General features: G+C 39.5%; 14 protein-coding genes. 6 read left to right on the forward strand and 8 right to left on the reverse strand.

Annotated elements, in window-relative coordinates:
* Positions 1-10: 10 nt before the first annotated feature.
* Entirely contained in the window at positions 11-1909 is a 1899-nt protein-coding gene (locus AY601_RS11305) for a CocE/NonD family hydrolase (protein WP_068400800.1), read from the forward strand.
* Here the strand turns inward: AY601_RS11305 and AY601_RS11310 are convergent.
* The 4 genes from AY601_RS11310 to AY601_RS11325 form a co-directional block, all read right to left on the reverse strand.
* Positions 1906-2775 (reverse strand): aldose 1-epimerase family protein, encoded by an 870-nt coding sequence (locus AY601_RS11310; protein WP_232324738.1) that lies wholly within the window; start codon positions 2773-2775, stop codon positions 1906-1908. The two genes, AY601_RS11305 and AY601_RS11310, sit on opposite strands and share 4 nt — an antisense overlap.
* Before the next feature lie 36 nt (positions 2776-2811).
* Entirely contained in the window at positions 2812-3174 is a 363-nt protein-coding gene (locus AY601_RS11315) for a response regulator transcription factor (RefSeq protein ID WP_068400803.1), read from the reverse strand.
* Between the two features lie 81 nt (positions 3175-3255).
* Entirely contained in the window at positions 3256-5856 is a 2601-nt protein-coding gene (locus tag AY601_RS11320) for an ABC transporter permease (RefSeq protein ID WP_068400806.1), read from the reverse strand.
* Positions 5849-6538, reverse strand: coding sequence for an ABC transporter ATP-binding protein (locus AY601_RS11325; protein ID WP_068400809.1), 690 nt, complete (start codon positions 6536-6538; stop codon positions 5849-5851). Before AY601_RS11325 ends, AY601_RS11320 begins: the two co-directional genes overlap by 8 nt.
* A gap of 94 nt (positions 6539-6632) precedes the next feature.
* On the opposite strand from AY601_RS11325, the gene AY601_RS11330 reads away from it, so the two are divergent.
* Positions 6633-7337 (forward strand): arylesterase, encoded by a 705-nt coding sequence (locus AY601_RS11330; protein ID WP_068400812.1) that lies wholly within the window; start codon positions 6633-6635, stop codon positions 7335-7337.
* Positions 7338-7349: 12 nt separating this feature from the next.
* The gene (locus tag AY601_RS11335; protein ID WP_068400816.1) at positions 7350-8714 is read left to right on the forward strand and encodes a serine hydrolase domain-containing protein; all 1365 of its coding nucleotides are present in this window, start codon (positions 7350-7352) and stop codon (positions 8712-8714) included.
* Between the two features lie 9 nt (positions 8715-8723).
* Here AY601_RS11335 and AY601_RS11340 read toward each other — a convergent pair whose 3' ends face one another.
* Entirely contained in the window at positions 8724-9728 is a 1005-nt protein-coding gene (locus tag AY601_RS11340; RefSeq protein WP_068400819.1) for a type IX secretion system membrane protein PorP/SprF, read from the reverse strand.
* Positions 9728-22402: a DUF7507 domain-containing protein gene (locus tag AY601_RS11345; RefSeq protein ID WP_157287865.1), complete on the reverse strand. Its 12675-nt coding sequence runs from the start codon at positions 22400-22402 to the stop codon at positions 9728-9730. Before AY601_RS11345 ends, AY601_RS11340 begins: the two co-directional genes overlap by 1 nt.
* Before the next feature lie 955 nt (positions 22403-23357).
* Here AY601_RS11345 and AY601_RS11350 point away from each other — a divergent pair.
* Positions 23358-23555 (forward strand): hypothetical protein, encoded by a 198-nt coding sequence (locus AY601_RS11350; RefSeq protein WP_068400825.1) that lies wholly within the window; start codon positions 23358-23360, stop codon positions 23553-23555.
* Positions 23556-23664: 109 nt separating this feature from the next.
* On the opposite strand, the gene AY601_RS11355 is transcribed toward AY601_RS11350, so the two are convergent.
* Both AY601_RS11355 and AY601_RS11360 read right to left on the reverse strand, forming a co-directional pair.
* Positions 23665-24150 carry a YMGG-like glycine zipper-containing protein gene (locus AY601_RS11355; RefSeq protein ID WP_068400829.1) on the reverse strand — a complete coding sequence of 162 codons (486 nt, stop codon included), beginning with the start codon at positions 24148-24150 and terminating at the stop codon, positions 23665-23667.
* A 110-nt stretch (positions 24151-24260) separates the two neighbouring features.
* On the reverse strand, positions 24261-24518 hold the full coding sequence (locus AY601_RS11360) for a hypothetical protein (protein WP_068400832.1): 258 nt from the start codon (positions 24516-24518) through the stop codon (positions 24261-24263).
* 144 nt (positions 24519-24662) lie between these two features.
* On the opposite strand from AY601_RS11360, the gene AY601_RS11365 reads away from it, so the two are divergent.
* Entirely contained in the window at positions 24663-24869 is a 207-nt protein-coding gene (locus AY601_RS11365; protein WP_037438206.1) for a cold-shock protein, read from the forward strand.
* A gap of 104 nt (positions 24870-24973) precedes the next feature.
* Entirely contained in the window at positions 24974-25801 is an 828-nt protein-coding gene (locus AY601_RS11370; RefSeq protein WP_068400836.1) for an NAD(P)H-binding protein, read from the forward strand.
* Positions 25802-25972: the final 171 nt, after the last annotated feature.

Genomic DNA, 25972 nt, shown 5'->3' on the forward strand with positions numbered 1-25972 from the left:
TTTTGCCAGTATGAAATCTTTAGCTACGAAAACCTATATCTTATCAGCTGCAGTCTCTATGTTATCATTTGGGACAATGGCTCAAAGACCAGCTCAAAATCAGGATAATGCGATTTATATCACAACGCATTATACAAAGATTGAAAAGCTGGTACCAATGCGGGATGGTGTGAAGCTCTTTACGATCATTTATGTTCCAAAAGATAACTCAAAAGAATATCCTATACTTTACAACCGGACTCCTTATTCTGCAGGGCCATATGGAGCAGAGCTTTATAAAACGAGCTTAGGTCCATCAATGGTGTTTGCAAAAGATGGTTATATCTTCGTTTATCAGGATGTAAGAGGCAGATATATGTCTGAAGGGGAATTTGTAGCTAACCGCCCTTTTATTCCTGATAAAAAGACAAAGACAACAGTAGATGAAAGTTCTGACAGTTATGATACAATAGACTGGCTGGTTAAAAATGTAAAAGGAAACAATGGTAAAGTTGGGACCTGGGGGATTTCTGCTCCCGGTTTTTATACAACAATGACTACCATCGATGCACATCCTGCATTGAAAGCGGCTTCTCCTCAAGCTCCGGTAACAGATTGGTTTTTAGGAGATGACCGCCACCATAACGGTGCATTCTTTTTAATGGGCACGTTTTCATTTTTGGCCTATTACGGAACACCACGACCTGAGCCTACTCCAAATCATGCAGACAGATTTACCGCTTATGGTACACCAGATGCTTATGAGTTCTATAAAAATCTCGGGCCTTTAAAAAATGCAGATGAACGTTATTTTAAAGGAAAAAATCTGGTCTGGAATGAAATGATGGACAATGAGAACTATAATGATTTCTGGAAGTCGCGTACTCCGGTCCCACATCTCAAAAACATTAAACCAGCAGTGATGACAGTTGGCGGATGGTTTGATCAGGAAGATTTATACGGTCCTTTAAAGACATTTGCGGGTATAGAGCAGAACAAACCAGCCGCACCAAACTATTTAGTAATGGGCCCCTGGACACATGGAAGCTGGACAACGGGCAGCAATGCTTCACTTGGCAATGTTCGTTTTAATTCCGAAACCGGCCCTTATTACAGGGAACAGATTGAGCTTACTTTCTTTAACCACTATCTTAAAGGCACAGCAAACCCTGAACTACCAAAAGCCACCATCTTTGAAACAGGCTCTAATCAATGGAAAAAATATGCAGCATGGCCTCCAGCAGAAGCAAAAGAAGAGCGTCTTTACTTTCACGCTAGCGGAAAACTTTCTTTTGAAGCACCCTTAAAGGAAGCGAAAGAATATGATGAATTTATCAGTGATCCAGAAAATCCGGTTCCATATACCAATGAAATAAGAATTGACAGGGGTAGTGATTATATGTACGAAGATCAGCGTTTTGCGGCAAAAAGACCAGACGTATTGGTTTATCAGACTCCGATATTGGAAAATGATGTAGTGATTTCCGGACATCTTTTAGCCGACTTATTTGTTTCTACAACAGGTACAGATGCTGATTTCGTGGTAAAACTGATCGATGTATATCCTGGTGATGCACCTGATGACAGTCCGTTGCCGGGTACAAAAATGGGCGGTTTCCAGCAATTGGTTCGTGGTGAGGTAATGCGTTCTAAATTTAGAAATAGCTTTTCAGCACCAGAAGCAATGGTTCCCGGCGCAGTAACTGAAGTCAAATTCGATATGCAGGATGCGGCTCATTGCTTTAAGAAAGGTCATAAAATTATGGTGCAGGTTCAAAGCTCCTGGTTTCCTTTAGTAGACCGCAATCCGCAAACATTTGTGAATGTATATAAAGCAACGGAGACTGACTTCCAAAAAGCAACCCACCGTGTATATTTTAAAACCGGACAGGCATCAAGCCTGAAAGTTAGTGTGTTGAAGGCCGATTAAAAGACTTCAATTTCCCAGCTCCTTTTCCAGTCAAGCCCTGGCGATAAAGATTGTATCCCTTCTTTATCGCTAAGTTGCTGGTTATGATGGATGCCATCAGCAATTCCACACCAAGGTTCCAGGCACACAAAATCTGCATCCTTCGCTGACCAGATTCCAAAGAAAGGAAAATCTATGAAACGGAAATTAAGACCATGCTGATTTTTAGTGTTCTTTAATTGAATAGACTTACTGTTCAAATCTTTCATGACCAGTGCATCATTATAAAATAATTCATGCTGCAGGTTTAGCTTACGATCGCTGAGCTGTAAGATAGCAACCTGATCACCAATCAGGTTATCTTCAATCTGGTGAATATTCAACGATTCGTCCTGAGAAAATTCAAGATAATAATCTTCGTAAACCGTGTCTGCTGTTAATGGAACAGCAAAAGCCGGATGAGCACCTACAGAAAACAAAAGATCTTTTGTTCCTGGATTGTTCACTTCATAAGTACAGGAAACGGCCGGTCCGGAAATCCTGTATCTTAAACTGAATTTAAACTCAAAAGGATAAACCTCCGAAGTTTTCACTGTATTGGAAAGCGTAAATAAAGCTTCCTCCTCACTAATTTGCTGAGCCTCAAAGTCAAGGTCCCTTGCAAACCCATGACGGGGAAGCTGATAAGATTGATCACCAATACAATAGGTATTATTTTTAAGCGCCCCTACAATTGGAAAAAGTACCGGACTGAATTTGCCCCAAAAAGCAGGATCACCTTTCCATAAGTATTCCAGGTTATCTTTTTTGCTTTTGATACTTTGTAACTCCGCTCCTTTTGCCGAAATAGTTACTTTGATATTTTCGTTTTCCAGTAAAATCATCATTTTATAAATTTAGGCAAACAGGGGGCGTTTAATACCTTATTTAACCAATAGTCTTTCTATTCTTTTAACTACATAATCCAGGTCAAACGGTTTACTGATATAAGCATCGGCTTGTGCAGTAACACTTTTCTCCTTACTTTCAGGATTAGCTGACATCACAATCACAGGAATATGTTTAGTAAACATGTCAGTTTTTAAATCATCACAGATCTCAATTCCGTTTCCATCAGGCAACATCACATCGATGATAAACAAATCTGGCAATGCATCGTTCAATTTGCTTTTCAATTCCGCAAAAGTCGAGGATAATTGTAATTCATATCCTTCATCTTTTAATAAAAATTCAATAATATATCTGATATCCTGGTCGTCTTCTAAAACGTGTATTCTTTTCTTCATAATTTATTTTGGTGTGAATCTGAATTTTCCACACAATATGCAAACATTGTTCCGAATTTCCCGTTTTAAGAACATTTTCTCTTAACTATCTTTTCTTAAGACTTCTAAAGGTGGATGCTTCAATATTCCTCTGCTACTGCTCATTCCTGTGATCACTACAATCAAGGTCACTGCACTAAATAATAATACTATAGGTAAAGGCTCCGGTGTAAAAACTGCGTCGAAAATATAGGTTGCCAGCGCCCAGCTTCCTGCCAGGGCAATGACCATTCCTGCTGCGGCAGCAAGCACACCAAGAAATAGATATTCAATAGCTGTGATAGAAAGAATCTGTGTTCCTTTTGCACCAATAGTTCTTAAGAGTACAATTTCCCGAAGCCTTTGATTTTTACTGCTTCGTACAGCAGAGATCAATACAATCCAGCCTGTAATAATGCTGAATGAGGCCATGAAGCGAATTACAAAACTGATTTTACCTAATAAAGTGTCCAAAACTTGCAGTACCAGTCCGAGATCAATAACTGAAATATTTGGAAAACTCCGCACTACGGCAGCCTGGAATTTTGCAGAAGTTTGTGCATCAGGAATTTTAGTCATCAGCACATGGAATTTAGGGGCTTCTTCTAAAACACCAGCAGGAAATAGGACGCGAAAATTAGTTTGCACTTTCCCCCACTCCACTTTCCTGAGACTTCCGATAACTGTTGGAATCATCATTCCCTGAACATTAAAAAGCATCTTATCTCCTACTTTCACGCCAATTCTTTCTGCATAGCGTTCATCAAGTGAGATATAGACTATATCCTTCGGATAGTTAACGCTCCCAACCCACTTTCCTGCTGTGATTTTTTCTGCACTGGTTAGTTGTGTTTGAAAAGTAGCCCTGATCTCATTTTTAAAGGCAGACGACGAACTTTCCCGCTTTTGATTATCCCCATTTTCAGGTTCCTTCTTTTTCAAACTATCGGCCTCAGCCAATTGTGAAGCCGTTTTACCATTAATTTCTTCCAGGCGCATCGTTACGACTGCAACCTGGTTCATTAAAGGTAAATTATATTGCTTAGTGAGTGCATTTACACCCTCAACCTGATCGTCCTGAATATCGAAAAGAGCCATATTTGGCTGATCTTTCCCAGACGAGATCGTGACCTTATTAATGAGTATTCCCTGAACGAAATATAGCGTAGCAATCAATGTAGTCGATAAACCAATAGCTACAATGAGCATCAGCGTCAGGTTATTTGGCCGGTAAAGATTGGAGAATCCTTGTCTCCAGGTATAGGCTATACCTTTTGGTATCGTTTTTTTAACCAGCGCCAATAATAATACTGATAGTGCGTAAAATATCAATATAGTGACTAACAATGCACCTGAAAAGATAAGCGCCTGCAACCAGCTATTCATCTGGAGATAAGTAAACCCCAGTACAAATAAGAAAATGATTAGATAAACTATAATTTTCAGTGGATCTGCTTTGAGTTTAACCTGCTCAAAAGATAGTCTTATTGCATTAAGCGGAGATATCCGGCGAACCGATAAAAGAGAGGGTAAAGCAAAAAGTATCGCAATCACCACCCCCGTTATAATCCCCTGAAAAATCGCCCCCCAGGAAAGCTGCATGGTAAAATCTACCGGCAAAAAATCTTTCAGTACATAGGGTAATAAAAATTGCAGTCCGGAGCCAATTATTGCACCTGCCACAGCACCTGCAAACCCGATAAAAGTCAATTGAATGAGGTAAATAAAGAAAGCTTCCCAAGCACTTACTCCCAGGCAACGTAAAGTCGCAATCGCAGCCAGTTTCTCACTAATATATACGTGAATTGCACTTCCAACTCCAATACAACCTAATAATAAAGCGATAAACCCTGCCAGAGAAAGAAATTGACTCAGATCCTGAAAGGCACGTCCAGTACTTTGTTTTTTAGAAGCAATGGTCTCGTGGTCCATTCCCTCTTTATCTAAAACAGGCTTGATCTTTTTCAATAAAAGATGAATAGCCGCTGATTGATTGAATTTATAATAAAAAGAATAGTGAATCCGGCTGCCAAACTGCGCCAGTCCGGTCTGTTTCAGATATTTAAAAGGAATATAAACTATGGGTGAAATGGAAGCCATAATCCCTGATTGTCCTGGTGCCTGTTCTAAATAACCTGCAATCGCAAAGTTAACTTTACCAATTTGGACAGAGTCGCCGGGCTTCGCATTAAATTGCAACATTACAGTTTTGTCCACGAGTGCATTTCGTCCCTGGTCAAGTTGTTTAGCGGCTAATTTGGGTGCCGTTTCTATGGTTCCGTAAAAAGGATACTGACCTTGAAGCGCCTTAATTTGAACTAAACGGCTCCCCTGTCCTTTGATAAAATAAAGCATCGAAGGAAAGCTTTGTTCCTTTGCGCGCTGATCACCTAAAGTGTCCAGCATAGCCAATACTGGTTTGCTGATTTCTTTGCGGCTATCAATAATCAGATCTGCTCCGGTTAATGTTTTAGCTTGTTCATCAATATCCCGCTGCAAATTATCACTAAAAGAATAAACAGCTACCAAAGCTGCAATCCCTAAAATAATAGAAGAAGTAAAAAGAAATAGTCTGGACCGGTTTTTACGGCTATCCCGCCATGCCATCTTGAATAACCAGGAAACAGGGACATTTTTTCGGAAAACAGGTAGTTGATCAGGCATAAGTTTTTTGTTCGTCAGCTATGATTACTCCACTTTTCAACTTGATAATCCGATCAGTCCGCGATGCCAGTTCCAGATCATGGGTAACAATTACAAGGGTTGTTCCAGCTTCTTTATTTAAATCGAAAAGAAGACGAATTACCTTTTCACTGGTTTCTCCGTCCAGATTTCCCGTGGGTTCATCAGCAAATAAAATTGCAGGGGTATTAGAAAATGCTCTTGCTAAAGACACTCGTTGTTGTTCACCGCCAGAAAGTTGCACAGGATAATGATTCGCGCGATCTGTTAAACCCACTTTATCTAATAATTCCATTGCCCGTGGACGGATATTTTTTTCGCCTCTCAACTCAAGCGGTACCATGATATTTTCTATAGCAGTTAATGTAGGAAGCAATTGAAAGTTTTGAAAAATGAAGCCTACATAACGGTTACGGACTGCTGCTCTTTCGTCTTCTGAGAGCTGATCTAATACGACATGGTTTAATTCCACACTACCTGAAGTAGCCCGGTCTAACCCCGCACATAAACCTAAAAACGTAGTTTTTCCGCTACCTGAAGGTCCTGTAATTGATACAGTAGAGCCTCTCTGTATAGAGAAATTGATATGATCAAGTATAGTCAATGAGGAAGCTGCACTTTTATATTGTTTACTGACTTCTTTTATATTTAAGATGGTTTCCAAAGAAATAAGGTTAAATGATGATATTTATTGATATTTGACGCAACAGATGGTATTTTGTTACCGTTAACATATCAAAAACCAATCCTTTTATAAGATGAAGAGCATTAAGTTACGTTATAATTACATCGTTTTAATAATTGCAGCTGTGCTATTGTCCAGTTGTGGTGATATGGATAAAAAGACTGATCAGACAGCAACAACACCGGTAAAAGATTCTGTTGAAGTAGCGCATCCAAAAAAACAAGGTCCGGTTAAACATATTCTGTTTTTCGGAACTAGTTTAACGGCTGGTTTAGGTGTAAATCCAGAACAGGCTTTTCCTGCGCTGATCCAGCAGAAAATTGATTCTTTACATTTATCCTATAAAGTAATTAATGGTGGTTTGAGCGGAGAAACTTCTGCAGCAGGAAAAAGCCGTATCAACTGGTTACTGAAACAACCAATTGATATTTTTGTCCTGGAATTAGGTGCAAATGATGGTTTAAGAGGTGTTCCTGTAGAAGAAACAGCAGCAAACTTACAAGCTGTAGTAGATCAGGTAAAAAAGAAATATCCAAAAGCGAAGTTAATGCTAACCGGGATGCAGATGCCCCCAAGTATGGGCGAAAAATATACCAAAGCTTTTGCGGCGATCTTCCCTGCCCTTGCTAAAAAAAATAAGATGGAATTCCTGCCTTTCTTGCTGAAGAACGTTGGTGGTATTCCTCGTTTAAACCAAAAAGACGGAATTCATCCAACACCAGAAGGCCACAAAATAGTTGCAGAGAATGTATGGGCGAAACTAAAACCTGAGTTGTAATTCCCTTGCCATATGAATCCTGAACAAATGATCATCCAGCTGGCCGGATTTTATAACCATGATCAGTTTTCTGAAATCTATCTTTTGCATGCTGATGAATTTAAGCAGCATGTTGCTGAAAAGACGGTTATGGATTTTTACCATTACGATTTGAAACGAAGCCTTGGGGAAATTACTTCCTGGGAATTTATAAAGACTGAACAAGAGGTAGCTGAGTATCTTATAAATTTCAAATATGGGGAACTCTCTTTAAAGATAGCTTTAACAGCGGATGATTTGCTTGCTTTAGTAAATTGGGAACCAGTCCATCAGGAAGAGGAAATCTTAAATATCAGAGATCCACTGACCATTCTGTCTACTAATAGATTAACAACTCCACTGCAGTGCTTTATTGATCAGCAGGCTATTAAATATCTTCAGGACCCAAATAACAGGAGTCTGAGTATTGGTTTGATCCGGGGAACGCATACTGAAACGTTCTTTTATGGAGAGACACACCTGGATAATCATACTTTGCCAGACAGCCATTCTCTTTATGAGATTGGTTCAATTTCCAAAACTTTTACTGCTGTTATACTTACGTATGCGATCAATCAGGGCAAAATCAAATTAAATGATGATATCAGAAAATACTTATCAGGGGATTATCAAAATCTGCAATTTGAGGGAACACCTATAAGAATTATAGATCTTTGCAACCATACTTCAGGTTTACCGGGTCTTCCTGAGAATTTTGATTCGCATTCGGATTACAAAGAGAAAAATCCATATCTGAATTATTCGAAAGAAATGATTAATGAATATCTGAGCCGTTTTGTTGTGGAGGAACTTCCAGTAACAAGAGCCGAATATTCAAACCTTGGTTTTGCTATACTGGGGATGATATTGGAAGATCTTTATCAATTGCCACTAGAAAAATTGCTTCAGGAAGTGATTACTTTTCCACTAGGAATGAACAATACAACTTATGAAATTCCTTTAACAAATCACAATTTACTTACAGGTTATGACCATGAAAATGGTGAAGAGGCAGGTTATTGGGATTTAGCTGCTTTTAAAGCTGCTGGAGGATTAAAGTCTGACCTTGAAGATATGTTAGTTTATCTTCGCGCAAATATCAATGCGTACAGTAAAGATTTTTCGTTCCCCCATCATCAAACTGATATCCAGCCAGGCTATGGGAGGGGGCTCGCCTGGGTTACCCAATTCTTTAATGATGATACTATTATCTGGCATAATGGAGGGACCGGCGGTTTCAGAAGTTACTGTGGTTTTATAAAGGAAAAGCAAACTGGCCTTGTTGTGCTGAGTAATTCAAGCAAAGATGTGGACGATATGGCAATGGAAATATTACTATATAGCCTTCAGGATCAATAACAACCTGGTTTAGAATACTCTTGGGCAGATAGATGCTTTAGGTGCTTTTCCGAAAGCTATCCCTACAGTAATTTCATGTGTTCCAGATTGGTAACCATTGAGTTTAGAGAGTGCATAATCATAAGAATAACCTATTCTGAAGCGTTCATTCACATAAAACTGGGCAATTCCAATCAGTGCGGCCTGACTGGCCACATCAGTATTTTGATATTCTTTTTTAAAGGCTTTAACACTTGTGCGGTACCCTCCGCCAAGCCAGACTTTATCATTGAATATAGCCATGATATTAAAATCTGCATTGGTAGGACCTTTAAAATCTTCTCTGATCATCACGCTTGGCCTGAACCTCAAATCTGTAGAGGCATTGATCAATGCACCTGCCACAAAGTACATATGCCTGGTGCGGACAATGTTATCAGCAATATTTGTACTTCTTCTGTAATCATCAACAGATTTACTATTTGATAACAGGTTAAGGGCAGATATACCCGCATACCAATAGGGTGTAGTATAATATATACCTGCACGGAAATCCGGGGCAATTTTACTGGAACCTCCTGTTGGAACTGAGCCATCCCCTCCATCAACTGTAGTCAGCGCACTTCCATCTAAGCCGTATTGTGCTGCTCCTACCCCTAAACCGAAACTCAAGCGACGCGTATCTGCTCCATCAAGTTGTATCCGGAAGGCATAATTCAAGGTGATTGAATTGGAAGTTTGAGGGCCTAATTTATCGGAAGTGATTTGCACACCAACTCCATGTTTAGTGGTCTGCGGATCTAAAATCCCGTCAATAGAGATTTGTCCGGTTTTAGGTGCCCCTTGAATCCCTACCCATTGGTTACGCAACGCCATTTGAGCAAACCATTCTTCTTTGTATCCTGCGTATGCGGGATTTACACTCAGGGTATTGAATATATATTGGGAGAACTGAATATTTTGCTGCGCAGAAGCATGACCGGTTAATAAACCGATTGAGCAAATAAGCAGTAATATTTTATACAGTTTCTTCATTATCTTTTTATAAGTATCCAGCCATTTTTATTCACCTTACTTCCGGCTTTTTTCAAGGTGATGACATAATAGTAAGTTCCTTCTGTTAACCCGGAGCCATCCCATTCATCCAGGTAATTGTTATTTCTGTAAACTTCATTACCCCAGCGGTTGAACACCATCAGTTCAATGCCATCAAAACTTTCTCTTCCAATAATTTTGAAAGTATCATTTTTACCATCTCCGTTTGGAGTGATCGTATTTGGAATGAATAAGTCGATTGGAATAACAGTAATGGTTACAGTAGCTCTGTTACTTTTGTTTGGCGTCCCGGTTTTATAATCATAGATATAATAAGTGAATTCATCTTTCCCTGAATACCCCTTGTTTGGAGTATAAGTAACAGTTCCATCCGTATGCACGTCTAACCTTCCGTTTGATGGTTGTGTATTTTCTATACTTGCTTTATTCAGGCCATTTAGTGAGGCTATATCATTTCCTGCAATATGAATCACAATAGTCTGATTAATCTGAACTTCGGCTTTATCATCTAATGCCTGCGGTGCATCTACAATAATGTGAACGGTTGGCTCATCATTATTCGCTTGTGTGCCTGAAATATCAGAAACAGGATCACCAGATGGCGTATTTCCTTTAACAGTCGCAGTATTGACGACCCTTCCATCTCTTTTTTCTTCATCAGATATTTTATAAGTTGCGGTAACTGTGATCGATGCTCCTGCAGCAATTTCATTAGTTCCCAGGTTTATTTGTCCACCAATTTTGGTGTCCATCAGATTCAGGTTATAGAGTTTCACTCTTCCGTTATTCGTTATTTTGAAAGTGTAAATGATCGTAGAGAAGTCACTACGGATCACGCCTGTTTTAACCAGTACGATTGATCCGCTGGTTACAATATCAACTGTGGCAACCGCTATTAAAGGGGTTGATATTTCTGCTGTGGTCAAGCTTGCCGTGTTAATGATTTTACCCGATCTTGCATTTGGTTTCCCATTTTCATCGATGTCTGTTTGAGTAACACGGTAAGTTCCTGTATATACCCATGATTCATTAGCTTCCAGAATTCCATTTCCATTATCTCCGTAAACCGGGCCTCTTAATAAACCTCCTAAAAATGGATCTGTTACCTGAACATTAGTGTGGTTGGCTGTACCTGTATTTTTTACTGTGATAGTATATTGTATCTGGTCTCCTGTTGCTGAAACAACGTTTACATTTGCAGTTTTTGTAATAGTCAAACTGCTGCATACCGGTACATTAATAGTAACAGTAAAAGTTTTTCCAGGACAGCCTCCTGTAACTGAAGTTGGGGTAACGGTATAGATGATTTGCTGAGGGTTATGACTTGTATTAATTAAAGTTGCGCTGATGTTATTTCCTGAGCCATTATTCAATCCTCTAACGTTATTATTTGGGGCAACTGTCCATGTAAATGTTGCTGGAACTGAATTCCCTCCATTTGCAGTATTATTCACATTGTCTTGCAGATTGTACTGAATGCTGTTATTTGTGCAAGTCAAACTGCTAATGACGTCATTAAAGCCAATTGGATCAGGACTGATAATTATTGTTCCGCTAAGTTGCTGGGTTTGACATAAACCGGTAGTACTAACAATATAGTTGAATGTTCCTGATTGCGTTGGAACGCCGTTTATTTTAAGCTGATTGTTGTTGTATGACCACATTAATCCTGCTGGCAGGCCAGTTACTGTTGCATTTATCGCATTTGTAGTTTGATAGGTAATGGTTTGCAGATTATTACTATTTACACATAATGTTTGACTTGCGGTCTGAGATGAAGAGATTAATTGTAAGGTTGTATTTGGATTTACTTGAATTATACCACTAAGAGTTACTGATGCACAGCCTCCGGTAGTAGTTACAGTATAAGGAAAAGTTCCTGATATTGAAGGTGTACCTGTAATGATCAATTCTTTCGTATCAGGATTATAGGTTCCGTTTAGTCCTGCTGGAAGGGCTGATGTTGTTGCACCTGTAGCATTTGTTATTTTGTAAATTATCGGATTAACTGGCGTATTCAGACATAAGACTGGTTGATCACTTCCTGCTGGAGAAGTAAGTTCCATCATCGCATTTGGATATACCTTGAGCTGTGCTTGAAGTTCTTGAGTACCACAGTCTCCGGTAGCGGCTATTGTATAGAGGAATGTTCCTGATTGCGAAGGAATTCCGCTGATGGTCAATACGCCGTTTGCATAGTTTTGGATTAAGCCTGGTGGAAGGTTAGTTGCAATTGCGGTTCCATTGCTTACAGTGTAAGTAGCGTTTGAAATTGGTGTATTGATGCAGGTTGATTGGTTATTGCTGCCAGTGGTTAATACCAGTTCAACGTTTGGTTTGACTAAGATTTTCCCGGTTATGTTTGCTGATTTACAGTCTCCTGTTGCGGTGATTGTATAAGTGATCAGGCCGGCTGTGGATGGCGTTCCGGTGATGGTGAATTTGCCTGTTGCAGGATCGTAATTTGATGTCAGTCCTGCTGGTAAGCCTGTAATCGTAGCATTTTTACCATTAGTTGTTTGGTATTCGATTTGTACAATCGTTTTATTTACACACAATTCCTGACGGTCAGTGTTCACTGCTGAAGTTAAAGCAATCGTTACATCTGGTTTAACGATTAAATTACCTTCAACTACCGCAAGCTGGCAATCACCGGTAGCTGTGATTTTATAATTTAGTGTACCTACTGCAGTTGGTGCTCCGCTGATCGTGATCTTATTGCCAGCCTGAATCCAGTTTACTCCAGCTGGCAGGTTCATGACCGTAATGGCAGTTTCATTTGCTACCGTATAAACGATAGGCTCAATCGCTGTGTTGATACAAACTATCTGGTCTTTTGCTCCTGAAAGCAATACAAGAGAAACATCGGGTTTAACTGTTAAATCGCCTTCTGCAATAGCAGGCTGACAATCCCCTGTCGCTGTGATTTTATAATGTAATGCACCTGATACTGTTGGTGTACCACTGATCGTGATCTTTCCATTCTCACGCTTCCAGATTATTCCTGCCGGAAGGTTCTCAACTGTAGCCCCTGTTTCATTTGCCACCGTATAAACGACAGGCTCAATCGCCACATTAACACATACAATCTGGTCTTTAGCACCAGATAATAATGTTAATGAAACATCAGGTTTAACTGTTAAATCTCCTTCAGCAATAGCAGGCTGACAATCACCTGTCGCTGTGATTTTATAATGCAATGTACCTGAAACCGTTGGTGTACCACTGATTGTGATCTTGCCATTCTCACGCTTCCATATTATTCCTGCCGGAAGGTTCTCAACTGTAGCCCCTGTTTCATTTGTTACTGTATAAACGATAGGCTCAATTGCTGTGTTGATACAAATCGTCTGGTCTTTTGCTCCTGAAAGCAATACAAGAGAAACATCTGGTTTAACTGTTAAATCGCCTTCTGCAATAGCAGGCTGACAATCTCCTGTGGCAGTGATCTTATAATGTAATGCACCTGATAATGTTGGTGTACCGCTAATTATGATCTTGCCATTCTCACGCTTCCAGATTATTCCTGCCGAAAGGTTCTCAACTGTAGCCCCTGTTGCATTTGCTACTGTATAAATGATAGGCTCAATCGCTGTGTTGATACAGATCATCTGGTCTTTTGCTCCTGAAAGCAATACAAGAGAAACATCAGGTTTAACTGTTAAATCCCCTTCAGCAATAGCAGGCTGACATCCCCCTGTAGCTGTGATGTTATAATGTAATGTTCCAGATACCGTTGGTGTACCACTAATCGTAACCTTATTACCTGCCTGAATCCAGTTTACTCCAGCTGGAAGGTTCACAACCGTAATGGCAGTTTCATTTGCAACCGTATAAACGATAGGCTCAATCGCCACATTGATACACACGGCCTGGTCTTTAGCACCAGATAATAATGTTAATGAAACATCTGGTTTAACCGTTAAGTCCCCCTCAGCAATAGCAGGCTGACAATTCCCTGTAGCTGTGATTTTATAATGTAATGTTCCAGATACCGTTGGCGTACCATTAATCGTAACCTTATTACCTGCCTGAATCCAGTTTACTCCAGCTGGCAGGTTCACAACCGTAACGGCAGTTTCATTTGCAACCGTATAAACGATAGGTTCAATCGCCACATTGATACAGATCGTCTGGTCTTTAGCACCAGATAATAATGTTAATGAAACATCTGGTTTAACAGTTAAATCGCCTTCTGCAATAGCAGGCTGACAATCCCCTGTCGCTGTAATTTTATAATGTAATGTACCTGAAACCGTTGGTGTTCCACTGATTGTGATCTTCCCATTCTCACGCTTCCAGATTATTCCCGCAGGAAGGTTCTCAACTGTAGCACCTGTTTCGTTCGCAACCGTATAAACGATAGGCTCAATCGCTGTGTTGATACAAATCGTCTGATCTTTTGCTCCTGAAAATAACACAAGAGAAACATCCGGTTTAACTGTTAAATCTCCTTCAGCAATAGCTGACTGACAATCCCCTGTAGCTGTAATTTTATAATGTAATGCACCTGATACTGTTGGTGTACCGCTAATCGTGATCTTGCCATTCTCACGCTTCCAGATTATTCCTGCCGGAAGGTTCTCAACTGTAGCCCCTGTTGTTTCATTTGCTACAGTATAAATGATAGACTCAATCGCTGTGTTGATACAAATCGCCTGGTCTTTTGCTCCTGAAAGCAATACAAGAGAAACATTCGGTTTAACTGTTAAGTCCCCCTCAGCAATAGCAGGCTGACAATTCCCTGTCGCTGTGATCTTATAATGTAATGTTCCAGATACCGTTGGCGTACCGCTAATCGTGACCTTATTACCTGCCTGAATCCAGTTTACTCCAGCTGGAAGGTTCACAACCGTAACGACAGTTTCATTTGCTACAGTATAAACGATAGGCTCAATCGCTGTGTTGATACAGATCGTCTGGTCTTTTGCTCCTGAAAGTAACACAAGAGAAACATCTGGTTTAACAGTTAAGTCCCCCTCAGCAATAGCAGGCTGACAATTCCCAGTCGCTGTGATTTTATAATGTAATGTTCCAGATACCGTTGGCGTACCGCTAATCGTGACCTTATTACCTGCCTGAATCCAGTTTACTCCAGCTGGAAGGTTCACAACCGTAACGGCAGTTTCATTTGCAACCGTATAAACGATAGGCTCAATCGCTGTGTTGATACAAATCGTCTGATCTTTTGCTCCTGAAAGTAAAACAAGAGAAACATTCGGTTTAACCGTTAAGTCCCCCTCAGCAATAGCAGGCTGACAATTCCCAGTCGCTGTGATTTTATAATGTAATGTTCCAGATACCGTTGGCGTACCATTAATCGTAACCTTATTACCTGCCTGAATCCAGTTTACTCCAGCTGGAAGGTTCACAACCGTAACGGCAGTTTCATTTGTAACCGTATAAACGATAGGTTCAATCGCCACATTGATACACACGGCTTGGTCTTTAGCACCAGATAATAATGTTAATGAAACATCAGGTTTAACCGTTAAGTCCCCCTCAGCAATAGCAGGCTGACAATTCCCAGTCGCTGTGATTTTATAATGTAATGTTCCAGATACCGTTGGCGTACCGCTAATCGTCACCTTATTACCTGCCTGAATCCAGTTTACTCCAGCTGGAAGGTTCACAACCGTAACGGCAGTTTCATTTGCAACCGTATAAACGATAGGCTCAATCGCTGTGTTGATACAAATCGTCTGATCTTTTGCTCCTGAAAGTAAAACAAGAGAAACATTCGGTTTAACCGTTAAGTCCCCCTCAGCAATAGCAGGCTGACAATCCCCTGTCGCTGTGATCTTATAATGTAATGTACCTGAAACCGTTGGTGTACCACTAATCGTGACTTTATTACCTGCCTGAATCCAGTTTACTCCAGCTGGAAGGTTCACAACCGTAACGGCAGTTTCATTTGCTACCGTATAAACGATAGGCTCAATCGCTGTGTTGATACACACCGCCTGGTCTTTAGCACCAGATAATAATGTTAATGAAACATCTGGTTTAACCGTTAAGTCCCCCTCAGCAATAGCAGGCAGACAATTCCCTGTTGCTGTGATCTTATAATGTAATGTTCCAGATACCGTTGGCGTACCGCTAATCGTGACCTTATTACCTGCCTGAATCCAGTTTACTCCAGCTGGCAGGTTCACAACCGTAATGGCAGTTTCATTTGCAACCGTATAAACGATAGGCTCAATCGCCACATTGATACACACGGCCTGGTTTTTAGCACCAGATAATAATGTTAATGAAACATCCGGTTTAACAGTTAAATCCCCTTCAGCAATAGCAGGCTGACATCCCCCTGTAGCTGTGATTTTATAATGTAATGTTCCAGATACCGTTGGCGTACCGCTAATCGTAACCTTATTACCTGCCTGAATCCAGTTTACTCCAGCTGGCAGGTTCACAACCATAACGGCAGTTTCATTTGCAACCGTATAAACGATAGGTTCAATCGCCACATTAACACATACAATCTGGTCATTAGCACCAGATAATAATGTTAATGAAACATCAGGTTTAACAGTTAAATCGCCTTCTGCAATAGCAGGCTGACAATCCCCTGTCGCTGTAATTTTATAATGTAATGTACCTGGAACCGTTGGTGTTCCGCTGATTGTGATCTTTCCATTCTCACGCTTCCAGATTATTCCTGCCGGAAGGTTCTCAACTGTAGCACCTGTTTCGTTCGCAACCGTATAAACGATAGGCTCAATCGCTGTGTTGATACAAATCGTCTGATCTTTTGCTCCTGAAAGTAACACAAGAGAAACATCCGGTTTAACCGTTAAATCTCCTTCAGCAATAGCTGACTGACAATCCCCTGTCGCTGTGATCTTATAATGTAATGAACCTGTTGCAGTTGGTGTACCGCTAATCGTGATCTTGCCATTCTCACGCTTCCAGATTATTCCTGCCGAAAGGTTCTCAACTGTAGCCCCTGTTTCATTTGCAACCGTATAAACGATGGGCTCAATCGCTCTGTTGATACAAATCGTCTGATCTTTTGCTCCTGAAAGTAACACAAGAGAAACATCTGGTTTAACCGTTAAGTCCCCCTCAGCAATAGCAGGCAGACAATTCCCTGTTGCTGTGATCTTATAATGTAATGTTCCAGATACCGTTGGCGTACCGCTAATCGTGACCTTATTACTTGCCTGAATCCAGTTTACTCCAGCTGGAAGGTTCACAACCGTAACGGCAGTTTCATTTGCAACCGTATAAACGATAGGCTCAATCGCTGTGTTGATACACACGGCCTGGTTTTTAGCACCAGATAATAATGTTAATGAAACATCTGGTTTAACAGTTAAATCTCCTTCAGCAATAGCAGGCTGACAATTCCCTGTCGCTGTGATCTTATAATGTAATGTACCTGAAACCGTTGGCGTACCACTAATCGTAACCTTATTACCTGTCTGAATCCAGTTTACTCCAGCTGGCAGGCTCACAACCGTAACGGCAGTTTCATTTGCAACCGTATAAACGATAGGTTCAATTGCCACATTGATACAAATCGTCTGGTCTTTTGCTCCTGAAAGTAACACAAGAGAAACATCCGGTTTAACAGTTAAATCCCCTTCAGCAACAGCAGGCTGACATCCCCCTGTCGCTGTAATTTTATAATGTAATGTACCTGGAACCGTTGGTGTTCCGCTGATTGTGATCTTTCCATTCTCACGCTTCCAGATTATTCCTGCCGGAAGATTCTCAACTGTAGCACCTGTTTCATTTGCTACAGTATAAATGATAGGCTCAATCGCTGTGTTGATACAGATCGTCTGGTCTTTTGCTCCTGAAAGCAATACAAGAGAAACATCAGGTTTAACTGTTAAATCTCCCTCAGCAATAGCAGGCTGACAATTCCCTGTCGCTGTGATCTTATAATGTAATGAACCTGTTGCAGTTGGTCTACCGCTAATCGTGATCTTGCCATTCTCACGCTTCCAGATTATTCCTGCCGGAAGGTTCTCAACTGTAGCCCCTGTTTCATTTGCAACCGTATAAACGATGGGCTCAATCGCTGTGTTGATACAGATCGTCTGGTCTTTTGCTCCTGAAAGTAACACAAGAGAAACATCTGGTTTAACCGTTAAGTCCCCCTCAGCAATAGCAGGCAGACAATTCCCTGTTGCAGTGATCTTATAATGTAATGTACCTGAAACCGTTGGTGTACCACTAATCGTAACCTTATTACCTGCCTGAATCCAGTTTACTCCAGCTGGCAGGTTCACAACCGTAACGGCAGTTTCATTTGCAACCGTATAAACGATAGGTTCAATCACCACATTAATACATACAATCTGGTCTTTAGCACCAGATAATAATGTTAATGAAACATCAGGTTTAACCGTTAAGTCCCCCTCAGCAATAGCAGGCTGACAATTCCCAGTCGCTGTGATTTTATAATGTAATGTTCCAGATACCGTTGGCGTACCATTAATCGTAACCTTATTACCTGCCTGAATCCAGTTTACTCCAGCTGGCAGGTTCACAACCGTAACGGCAGTTTCATTTGCAACCGTATAAACGATAGGCTCAATCGCTGTGTTGATACACACGGCTTGGTCTTTAGCACCAGATAATAATGTTAATGAAACATCCGGTTTAACCGTTAAGTCCCCCTCAGCAATAGCAGGCTGACAATTCCCAGTCGCTGTGATTTTATAATGTAATGTTCCAGATACCGTTGGCGTACCGCTAATCGTCACCTTATTACCTGCCTGAATCCAGTTTACTCCAGCTGGAAGGTTCACAACCGTAACGGCAGTTTCATTTGCAACCGTATAAACGATAGGCTCAATCGCTGTGTTGATACAAATCGTCTGATCTTTTGCTCCTGAAAACAAAACAAGAGAAACATTCGGTTTAACCGTTAAGTCCCCCTCAGCAATAGCAGGCTGACAATTCCCTGTCGCTGTGATCTTATAATGTAATGTACCTGAAACCGTTGGTGTACCACTAATCGTGACTTTATTACCTGCATGAATCCAGTTTACTCCAGCTGGCAGGTTCACAACCGCAACGGCAGTTTCATTTGCTACCGTATAAACGATAGGTTCAATCGCCACATTGATACACACTGCCTGGTCTTTAGCACCAGATAATAATGTTAATGAAACATCCGGTTTAACAGTTAAATCCCCTTCAGCAATAGCTGGCTGACATCCCCCTGTAGCTGTGATTTTATAATGTAATGTTCCAGATACCGTTGGCGTACCACTAATCGTAACCTTATTACCTGCCTGAATCCAGTTTACTCCAGCTGGCAGGTTCACAACCGCAACGGCAGTTTCATTTGCAACCGTATAAACGATAGGCTCAATCGCTGTGTTGATACAAATCGTCTGATCTTTTGCTCCTGAAAACAAAACAAGAGAAACATTCGGTTTAACCGTTAAGTCCCCCTCAGCAATAGCAGGCTGACAATTCCCTGTCGCTGTGATCTTATAATGTAATGTACCTGAAACCGTTGGTGTACCACTAATCGTGACTTTATTACCTGCCTGAATCCAGTTTACTCCAGCTGGAAGGTTCACAACCGCAACGGCAGTTTCATTTGCTACCGTATAAACGATAGGCTCAATCGCCACATTGATACACACGGCCTGGTCTTTAGCACCAGATAATAATGTTAATGAAACATCCGGTTTAACAGTTAAATCCCCTTCAGCAATAGCAGGCTGACATCCCCCTGTAGCTGTGATTTTATAATGTAATGTTCCAGATACCGTTGGCGTACCACTAATCGTGACCTTATTACCTGTCTGAATCCAGTTTACTCCAGCTGGCAAGTTCACAACTGTAACGGCAGTTTCATTTGCAACCGTATAAACGATAGGCTCAATCGCTGTGTTGATACAAATCGTCTGGTCTTTTGCTCCTGAAAGCAACACAAGAGAAACATCTGGTTTAACTGTTAAATCTCCTTCAGCAATAGCAGGCTGACAATCCCCTGTCGCTGTGATCTTATAATGTAATGAACCTGTTGCAGTTGGTGTACCACTGATCGTGATCTTACCATTCTCACGCTTCCAGATTATTCCAGCTGGAAGGTTTTCAACTGTAGCACCCGTTTCATTCGCTACCGTATAAACGATTGGCGTGATTGCAACATTGATACACATTGTCTGGTCTTTCGCTCCTGAAAGCAATACAAGAGAAACATCCGGCTTCACATTGATTGTTCCTGTAATACTTGCCGGTTGACAATCTCCCGTCGCAGTGATCGTATAAGTAATCAAACCGGCTGTAGCTGGCGTGCCGCTGATCGTAAATTTACCAGTTACAGCATTGTAAACCCAAATCATTTCTGATGGTAAACCAACCACAGTAGCATTCTTACCATTAGTCACCTGATACTCAATCTGAGTAATTGAATTATTAATACAAACATTCTGCTGATCACTTTTCACTGCTGAAGTCAATGCGATTGTAGTATTCGGTAAAACATTGATCTCTCCTGAAATATTAGCTGTAGAACAACCACCAATTGTACTCACAGTAAAAGGAAATTTTCCTACTAAAGATGAAGTTCCGCTTATCGTTATTGTTTGTTTTACAGCATCATAAACAAACGTTATATCTGAATTAATTTTATTAAAACTTACAGTCGCTTCATCAGCGTCTTTAATCTGATAAACTATTGATTGCATAGGTATACCTACACATACATTTTGAATAGCAGAACCAGATAAAGGAGCCAATCCTACTGAAGCATTAGGTATAATAGTAAGTTTACTCCTTGATATAAGGTCATTGCTACAAGTTGAATTGGAAACCTTTACAATCTCATAAGTGAAGACCCCAGGTACATTAGTAGGATGATTTATTGTAGTACTATTATTAGAACCTGTTGTAGTAATAGTCTTAATCGCACTTTTAACTGTTCCGTCACTAATCGTATAATAGAAAGTATAAGGTCCTGTTCCATACTTTCCGCTGAATGTAACCGGAATATCAGGGCTATCCTGACATACATCTTGCTTTAAAGGTGAGATTGCTGCTGTAGGCAATTGGTTAACCGTTAGGTTTATGATATCAGAGATAACATTACATCCGCCTGGAGAACTAACCTGAACCCTATATTTATAGCCATTATAAGTAAATGGCACTCTGCTGATATTAAGCGTATTTGTCTTTGATCCTAATGATCCATCAGGATCTGCAACAACATTCCAGCCACCGCCAGTATTAACCTGCCATTGATAAGAAAGATCCGGCCCTGTTGCTGCTACGGTAGGTGTAAAACCAGAGTTTTCACAAATAGTGGAGCTTACCGGCTGTATCGTAATTATTGGTGAGTTAATATTAAATGTAGCCGTACCTACTGTTGATTTAGCTCCGTAAACATCCATAAAAGTAAACTTTATTGATGCAGAACTACCACTAAAACCGGGTTTAGGAGTATAAGTAAGCAGCCTGGTGTTCACATTATCAAATACAAAAGTACCTGCATCTGTTACTACTTGCCGATCAATCTCTGGAGTTAGCGGGTTAAGGTCTACATTATCCGGATTTGGTTCTCCTCCTGCATTTGGTTTTGTTGCCCCGGTCAATATATCCAAACTACCAGATGCACCCTGGCAAATATTCGTTAAAGGACTCGGAGCCTCAGGCTGGCTCAATACACTTTTATCGACCGTCAAAGTTAAACCTCTGATCTCATGATAATTCACATTATCTCCGGTTGAAGAAGCAATTCCATACTTCAAACCTTTCGCAGGAATAGGTGTAGTATAAGGATATTTAACAATTACCGGAGTAATCACACTACCATGTTTAACGCTCACACTAATTAATAATCCACCACCCGGCCTGGGTACCAAATTAATAAACACTTTGCGGTATTCCGGTTCTCCATCCTTTGCAGTTCGTGAACCTCCGGCAATATTAAATGGATCAGTTGCCAGTGTTGAAGTTTTAACTGTCGTAAGTAAAGGATAATTTGTAGGTATATAAGCAGACCCATCTCCCGCACCACGAAGAACTATGCTATTGGCAATCTGATCTTTATTGCCTTGTCTGCCCTCCCCATGATTTGAAAAGTTTCCAAATTCATCTAAACCAATACCTAAATATCCCTTGCTAACTCCTTTGTAATCTCTGCCATCCTTATTGAGTTGAGCATATCCCAGCGATCCGCCAAATCCACCAATATTAAAATCAGCATCGGTAACCGCCGCATCAAATAAGAAGAAACTAAGACCATCAGCACCATTAGTGCCACCTCCATAAGTAAAGTACTCAAACTCGATATTTAAACCATAAGTTCCGAGAAAAACATTATTAGAATAAACATAACCTTTTTGTTTAGTTTTATTATTTGTCAGCCGCAAATATCCTTCTCCCTGTGCATCTGTCACTGAGCCAGTAATTGGATAAAGCGCTGTAAGAAATGCAGTAGGCTCCCCTCCAAATTTTACATCCGGCTTATTGGTAGTTGAATTTCTAAAACTTTCATCGTAAGGAAACTGCGCATGCGAAGAAAAAGGATTTAGTGCAAATAGAATAAACAAACCTACACTCACTATGGTCAATAATCCTTCTCTTGCCGGAATCCCCCTGCGATTCATTTGCGTTGTTAACGGTTGAATCAGCGAAGTAAACTTTTTCAAGAGTTTAAAACGGAGAGATCTATTCATAGGAGGCGATAGCGTAGATAGTTGTCACAAATTGCCAATCACCAATTCAAAAATATATTTCAAAATTTAGAGTTCACAGGAGATAAACGCTGAAAGTTAAAATCCTAATCATCTAAGAATCAATATTTCACATTAGTTAATTATGCAATTTATACTCACAAAATAGGCACAATTAATACTATTATCCAAATTTTCACCCCACAAAAATCACCTTTTAATAATTTTTATGCCAAAAAATCAATTTAAAGGCATACACATAAAAATAAATACTCTTTTAAGGAATCATAATTGAAAATAATATAATTAAATCGTATTATAAGCCGATCAAAGGCTGATTAATAAATAATAGTTTTATACAAACAGAATCTTTAAATCAAAAAAAGTCACATTAAATAATTAACAACAAAACATTAAATGCGTAACAACTCCCCAATGTGGGCAATATAATTCACATACAATTATCAATATACAAACTATAAAAATTAACCTTGAAACGATAATTATAAACTAAATAATTATTAATTACCTAAAAACAACAATCAAAAGATTTAAAAGAATACGATTATCCTTATTATAACTGTACCCGGATTTCACATAAGTACATTAAAGAAATTTCATATAGAACTACTACTCCCCAATAGAATAATTCCCCATATTATACTAGTAAGATCAAAAGATTTTAATCAAACTGATCAATACATATTCAGCATCGGCTTTTGTAAATAAATTATTTTGTGTATATTTGCGTAGAACGGAGTATAAACTCAAACTCTCTTAATACTTATTTGCTAATCAATCCATTTGATTAGATTCAATTTCTCCTGGCTCCCCTACCGTTGTTGCCCGGGAATTTAAGTTTTATTCGGGCTAGATCGATCCAGTACTATATTGTTTATGGAACGCCTTAATAAGTAACAGAAGAGAAGAGTTATTTTTTAACTAAATACGGAAATTTATGGCTAAGTCTCAGGCGACCTTCATGAAGAAGCAACTAGAAAAAAACAGGCAGAAGAAAAAAGAAGATAAAGAGCAACGCAAAGAAGAACGCAAGCAAAATTCAACAGGTGGCGATTTGGAAAGTATGATGGCATACGTAAATGAATACGGTGAAATTGTATCTACACCTCCAGAAAAAGCACCTGAAAAGAAATAAATAAAAAAGCCTGATTTATTATATAATAAATCAGGCTTTTTTATTTTAATTACCCACCTTAAATTAGATTTAAGATGGGTAAATCAATGCTATATGACCAAACGGATACCTAATTCTTAGGTTGAACCCTGCCCGATTTTCTATCTTGTCCACGACCGATTAAATAACCGGCACCAGCACCTGCTACACCACCGATAATAGCACCTCTTCCTTTCTTTTTATCAATAAGTGCACCACCTAATCCACCTGCACCTGCACCAATAACAGTTCCTAAAGCTGCACTGCTCCAACCTTTCTTTTTAGTTGTTGTCGTTGTAGTTGTTTGATGATCTACAGAATGACTGCGCGGAGATGCCATGGTAGCAGCCGGAGCATTTTCAGCAGCTTTGGCAGAAGCTAGCATTAAAACCCGTTTCTCTTCCTGTATTTTGGCTGCCTGCTGTTTTTCAGCAGCATCTGCTCTTTTGAAGCTATCTAATCTCATGCTATCTTTAACAGCTTTGACCGTAGCTACTTTAATTTCTTCTTCCTTTTTGGCATTAGTACAAGCTGTAAAAGCAAGAGCTATACCTAATATTGCGAACGTATTTTTCATTTTGTGTTTTTTTAGTTGTCTGGATATTAAAGTCTATTAGCTATTTGCTAAAATGATGCCAAGATTAATATTCCTGTGACAATAACTGTTAAAACTTATTTGAACACGCCTTATTTATCCATCAAAGGGGAATAACCTGGAGATTCTCTTGTATCATGATTATCATCTTCTCCATCAGGATTATAAGAAATCCGGTCATTATCATTGTTATAATTAGCGCTTCCAGGATTCACAGAAGAACCATCCGCATCCAAACCTAAATTGTCTGCTTCCTGATACTTTTCAAAATCTTTGGCCTTATGCGCTGCTTTAACTTTATTTACCTCTTCAGTTTTAATTTTGTCTGCTTTTGATCCTGAATTTATCATAATCTTAATCTTTTATATTTCTAACAACAAAAACAATAAGGACTGGTTTTATTCAATTCATGTAAAATGAATACAATAAGCAATTAAGATTTTGGATATTAGTATTCAATTGATTATTTTCACAGCGAAATTTATAACATTAATATGCGTACAACAGGAAAAGTTAAATGGTTTAATTCTGCAAAAGGGTTTGGTTTTATAACTCCAGAAGATGGAGGAAAAGATATTTTCGTACATTTTTCTGCGATTGCAGGAGATTCATTCAGAGAATTGAATGAAGGTGACAATGTAGAATTCGAATTGAATGACGGTAAAAAAGGCCCTGAGGCTTCAAATGTAACTGTTCTTTAAGAAATTCGTTAAAATTTAAAAAGGGGTGATGCAATGCATCACCCCTTTTTTTATAAATCCCCTCTGGAGCAATACAAAACCTATAGAAACAAAAAACAGCACAAATGCATTCATCAAATAACAAAATCAGCATACTAGGCTGTGGTTGGTATGGACTCGGACTTGCCAAAGAATTAATAAAAAACGGCTATATCGTAAAAGGTTCAACCACTACCCCTGATAAATTAGCAGGTTTACAACAAACTGGAATCCTACCTTATCTTATAAATTTCACGGAAGAGGAAAATAGGGTTGATCGTGATTTTTTTGATTGTGATTTACTCATCATCAGTATTCCTCCAAAGAGAAATACAGCAGAACAACATACCTTTTTATCAAAGATTCAGAAAATATCAAAAGCCGCAGAGAAAGGCTGTATTAAGAATGTTATTTTTATCAGTGCAACCTCAGTATATGGGGATTATAACCAGGAAGTTAATGAACAAACTATTCCAAATCCTGAAACAGAATCCGGCAAAGCCATTTTAGCTGCCGAACAAACTTTAACAGCTAATCCTAATTTCATAACTACCATACTCAGATTTGGCGGGTTGATAGGCCCAGGCAGAGATCCAGGAAGATTCTTTGCTGGCAAATCAGCTATACCGAATGGAAACGCTCCTGTGAATCTGATTCATTTATCAGATTGTATTGGTATAACATTAAGCATTATAGAAAAACAAGCTTTTGGTTACCTATTTAATGCATGTGCTGAAGATCATCCAACCCGGTCCAGATTTTACACCGCCGCAGCAGCAAATTCAGGATTAGCATTACCGCAGTTTAAGGATGAACTACTTAACTGGAAATCGGTATATAGTATATATATAGGTGCAAAACTCAATTATGAATTTAAGGTTGGGCTAAATAGCTTTATTGGAACAAATATGTAACCTGACCTACAGTTCTCTAAATCAAACAATAAGGTATAATCAATGATAAAAACAAAAGACTCATTAAAAAATGAATTCCAAATCCTGCTGTTCTTTACCTTTTAAAATGATATCTTGCTGATCTTTTTATTCTTTTTAAGCTTAAAGGATCCGGGCTTTTGCAATTAAAAT

It is taken from the genome of Pedobacter cryoconitis, assembly GCF_001590605.1.
Taxonomy (GTDB): Bacteria; Bacteroidota; Bacteroidia; order Sphingobacteriales; family Sphingobacteriaceae; genus Pedobacter; species Pedobacter cryoconitis_A.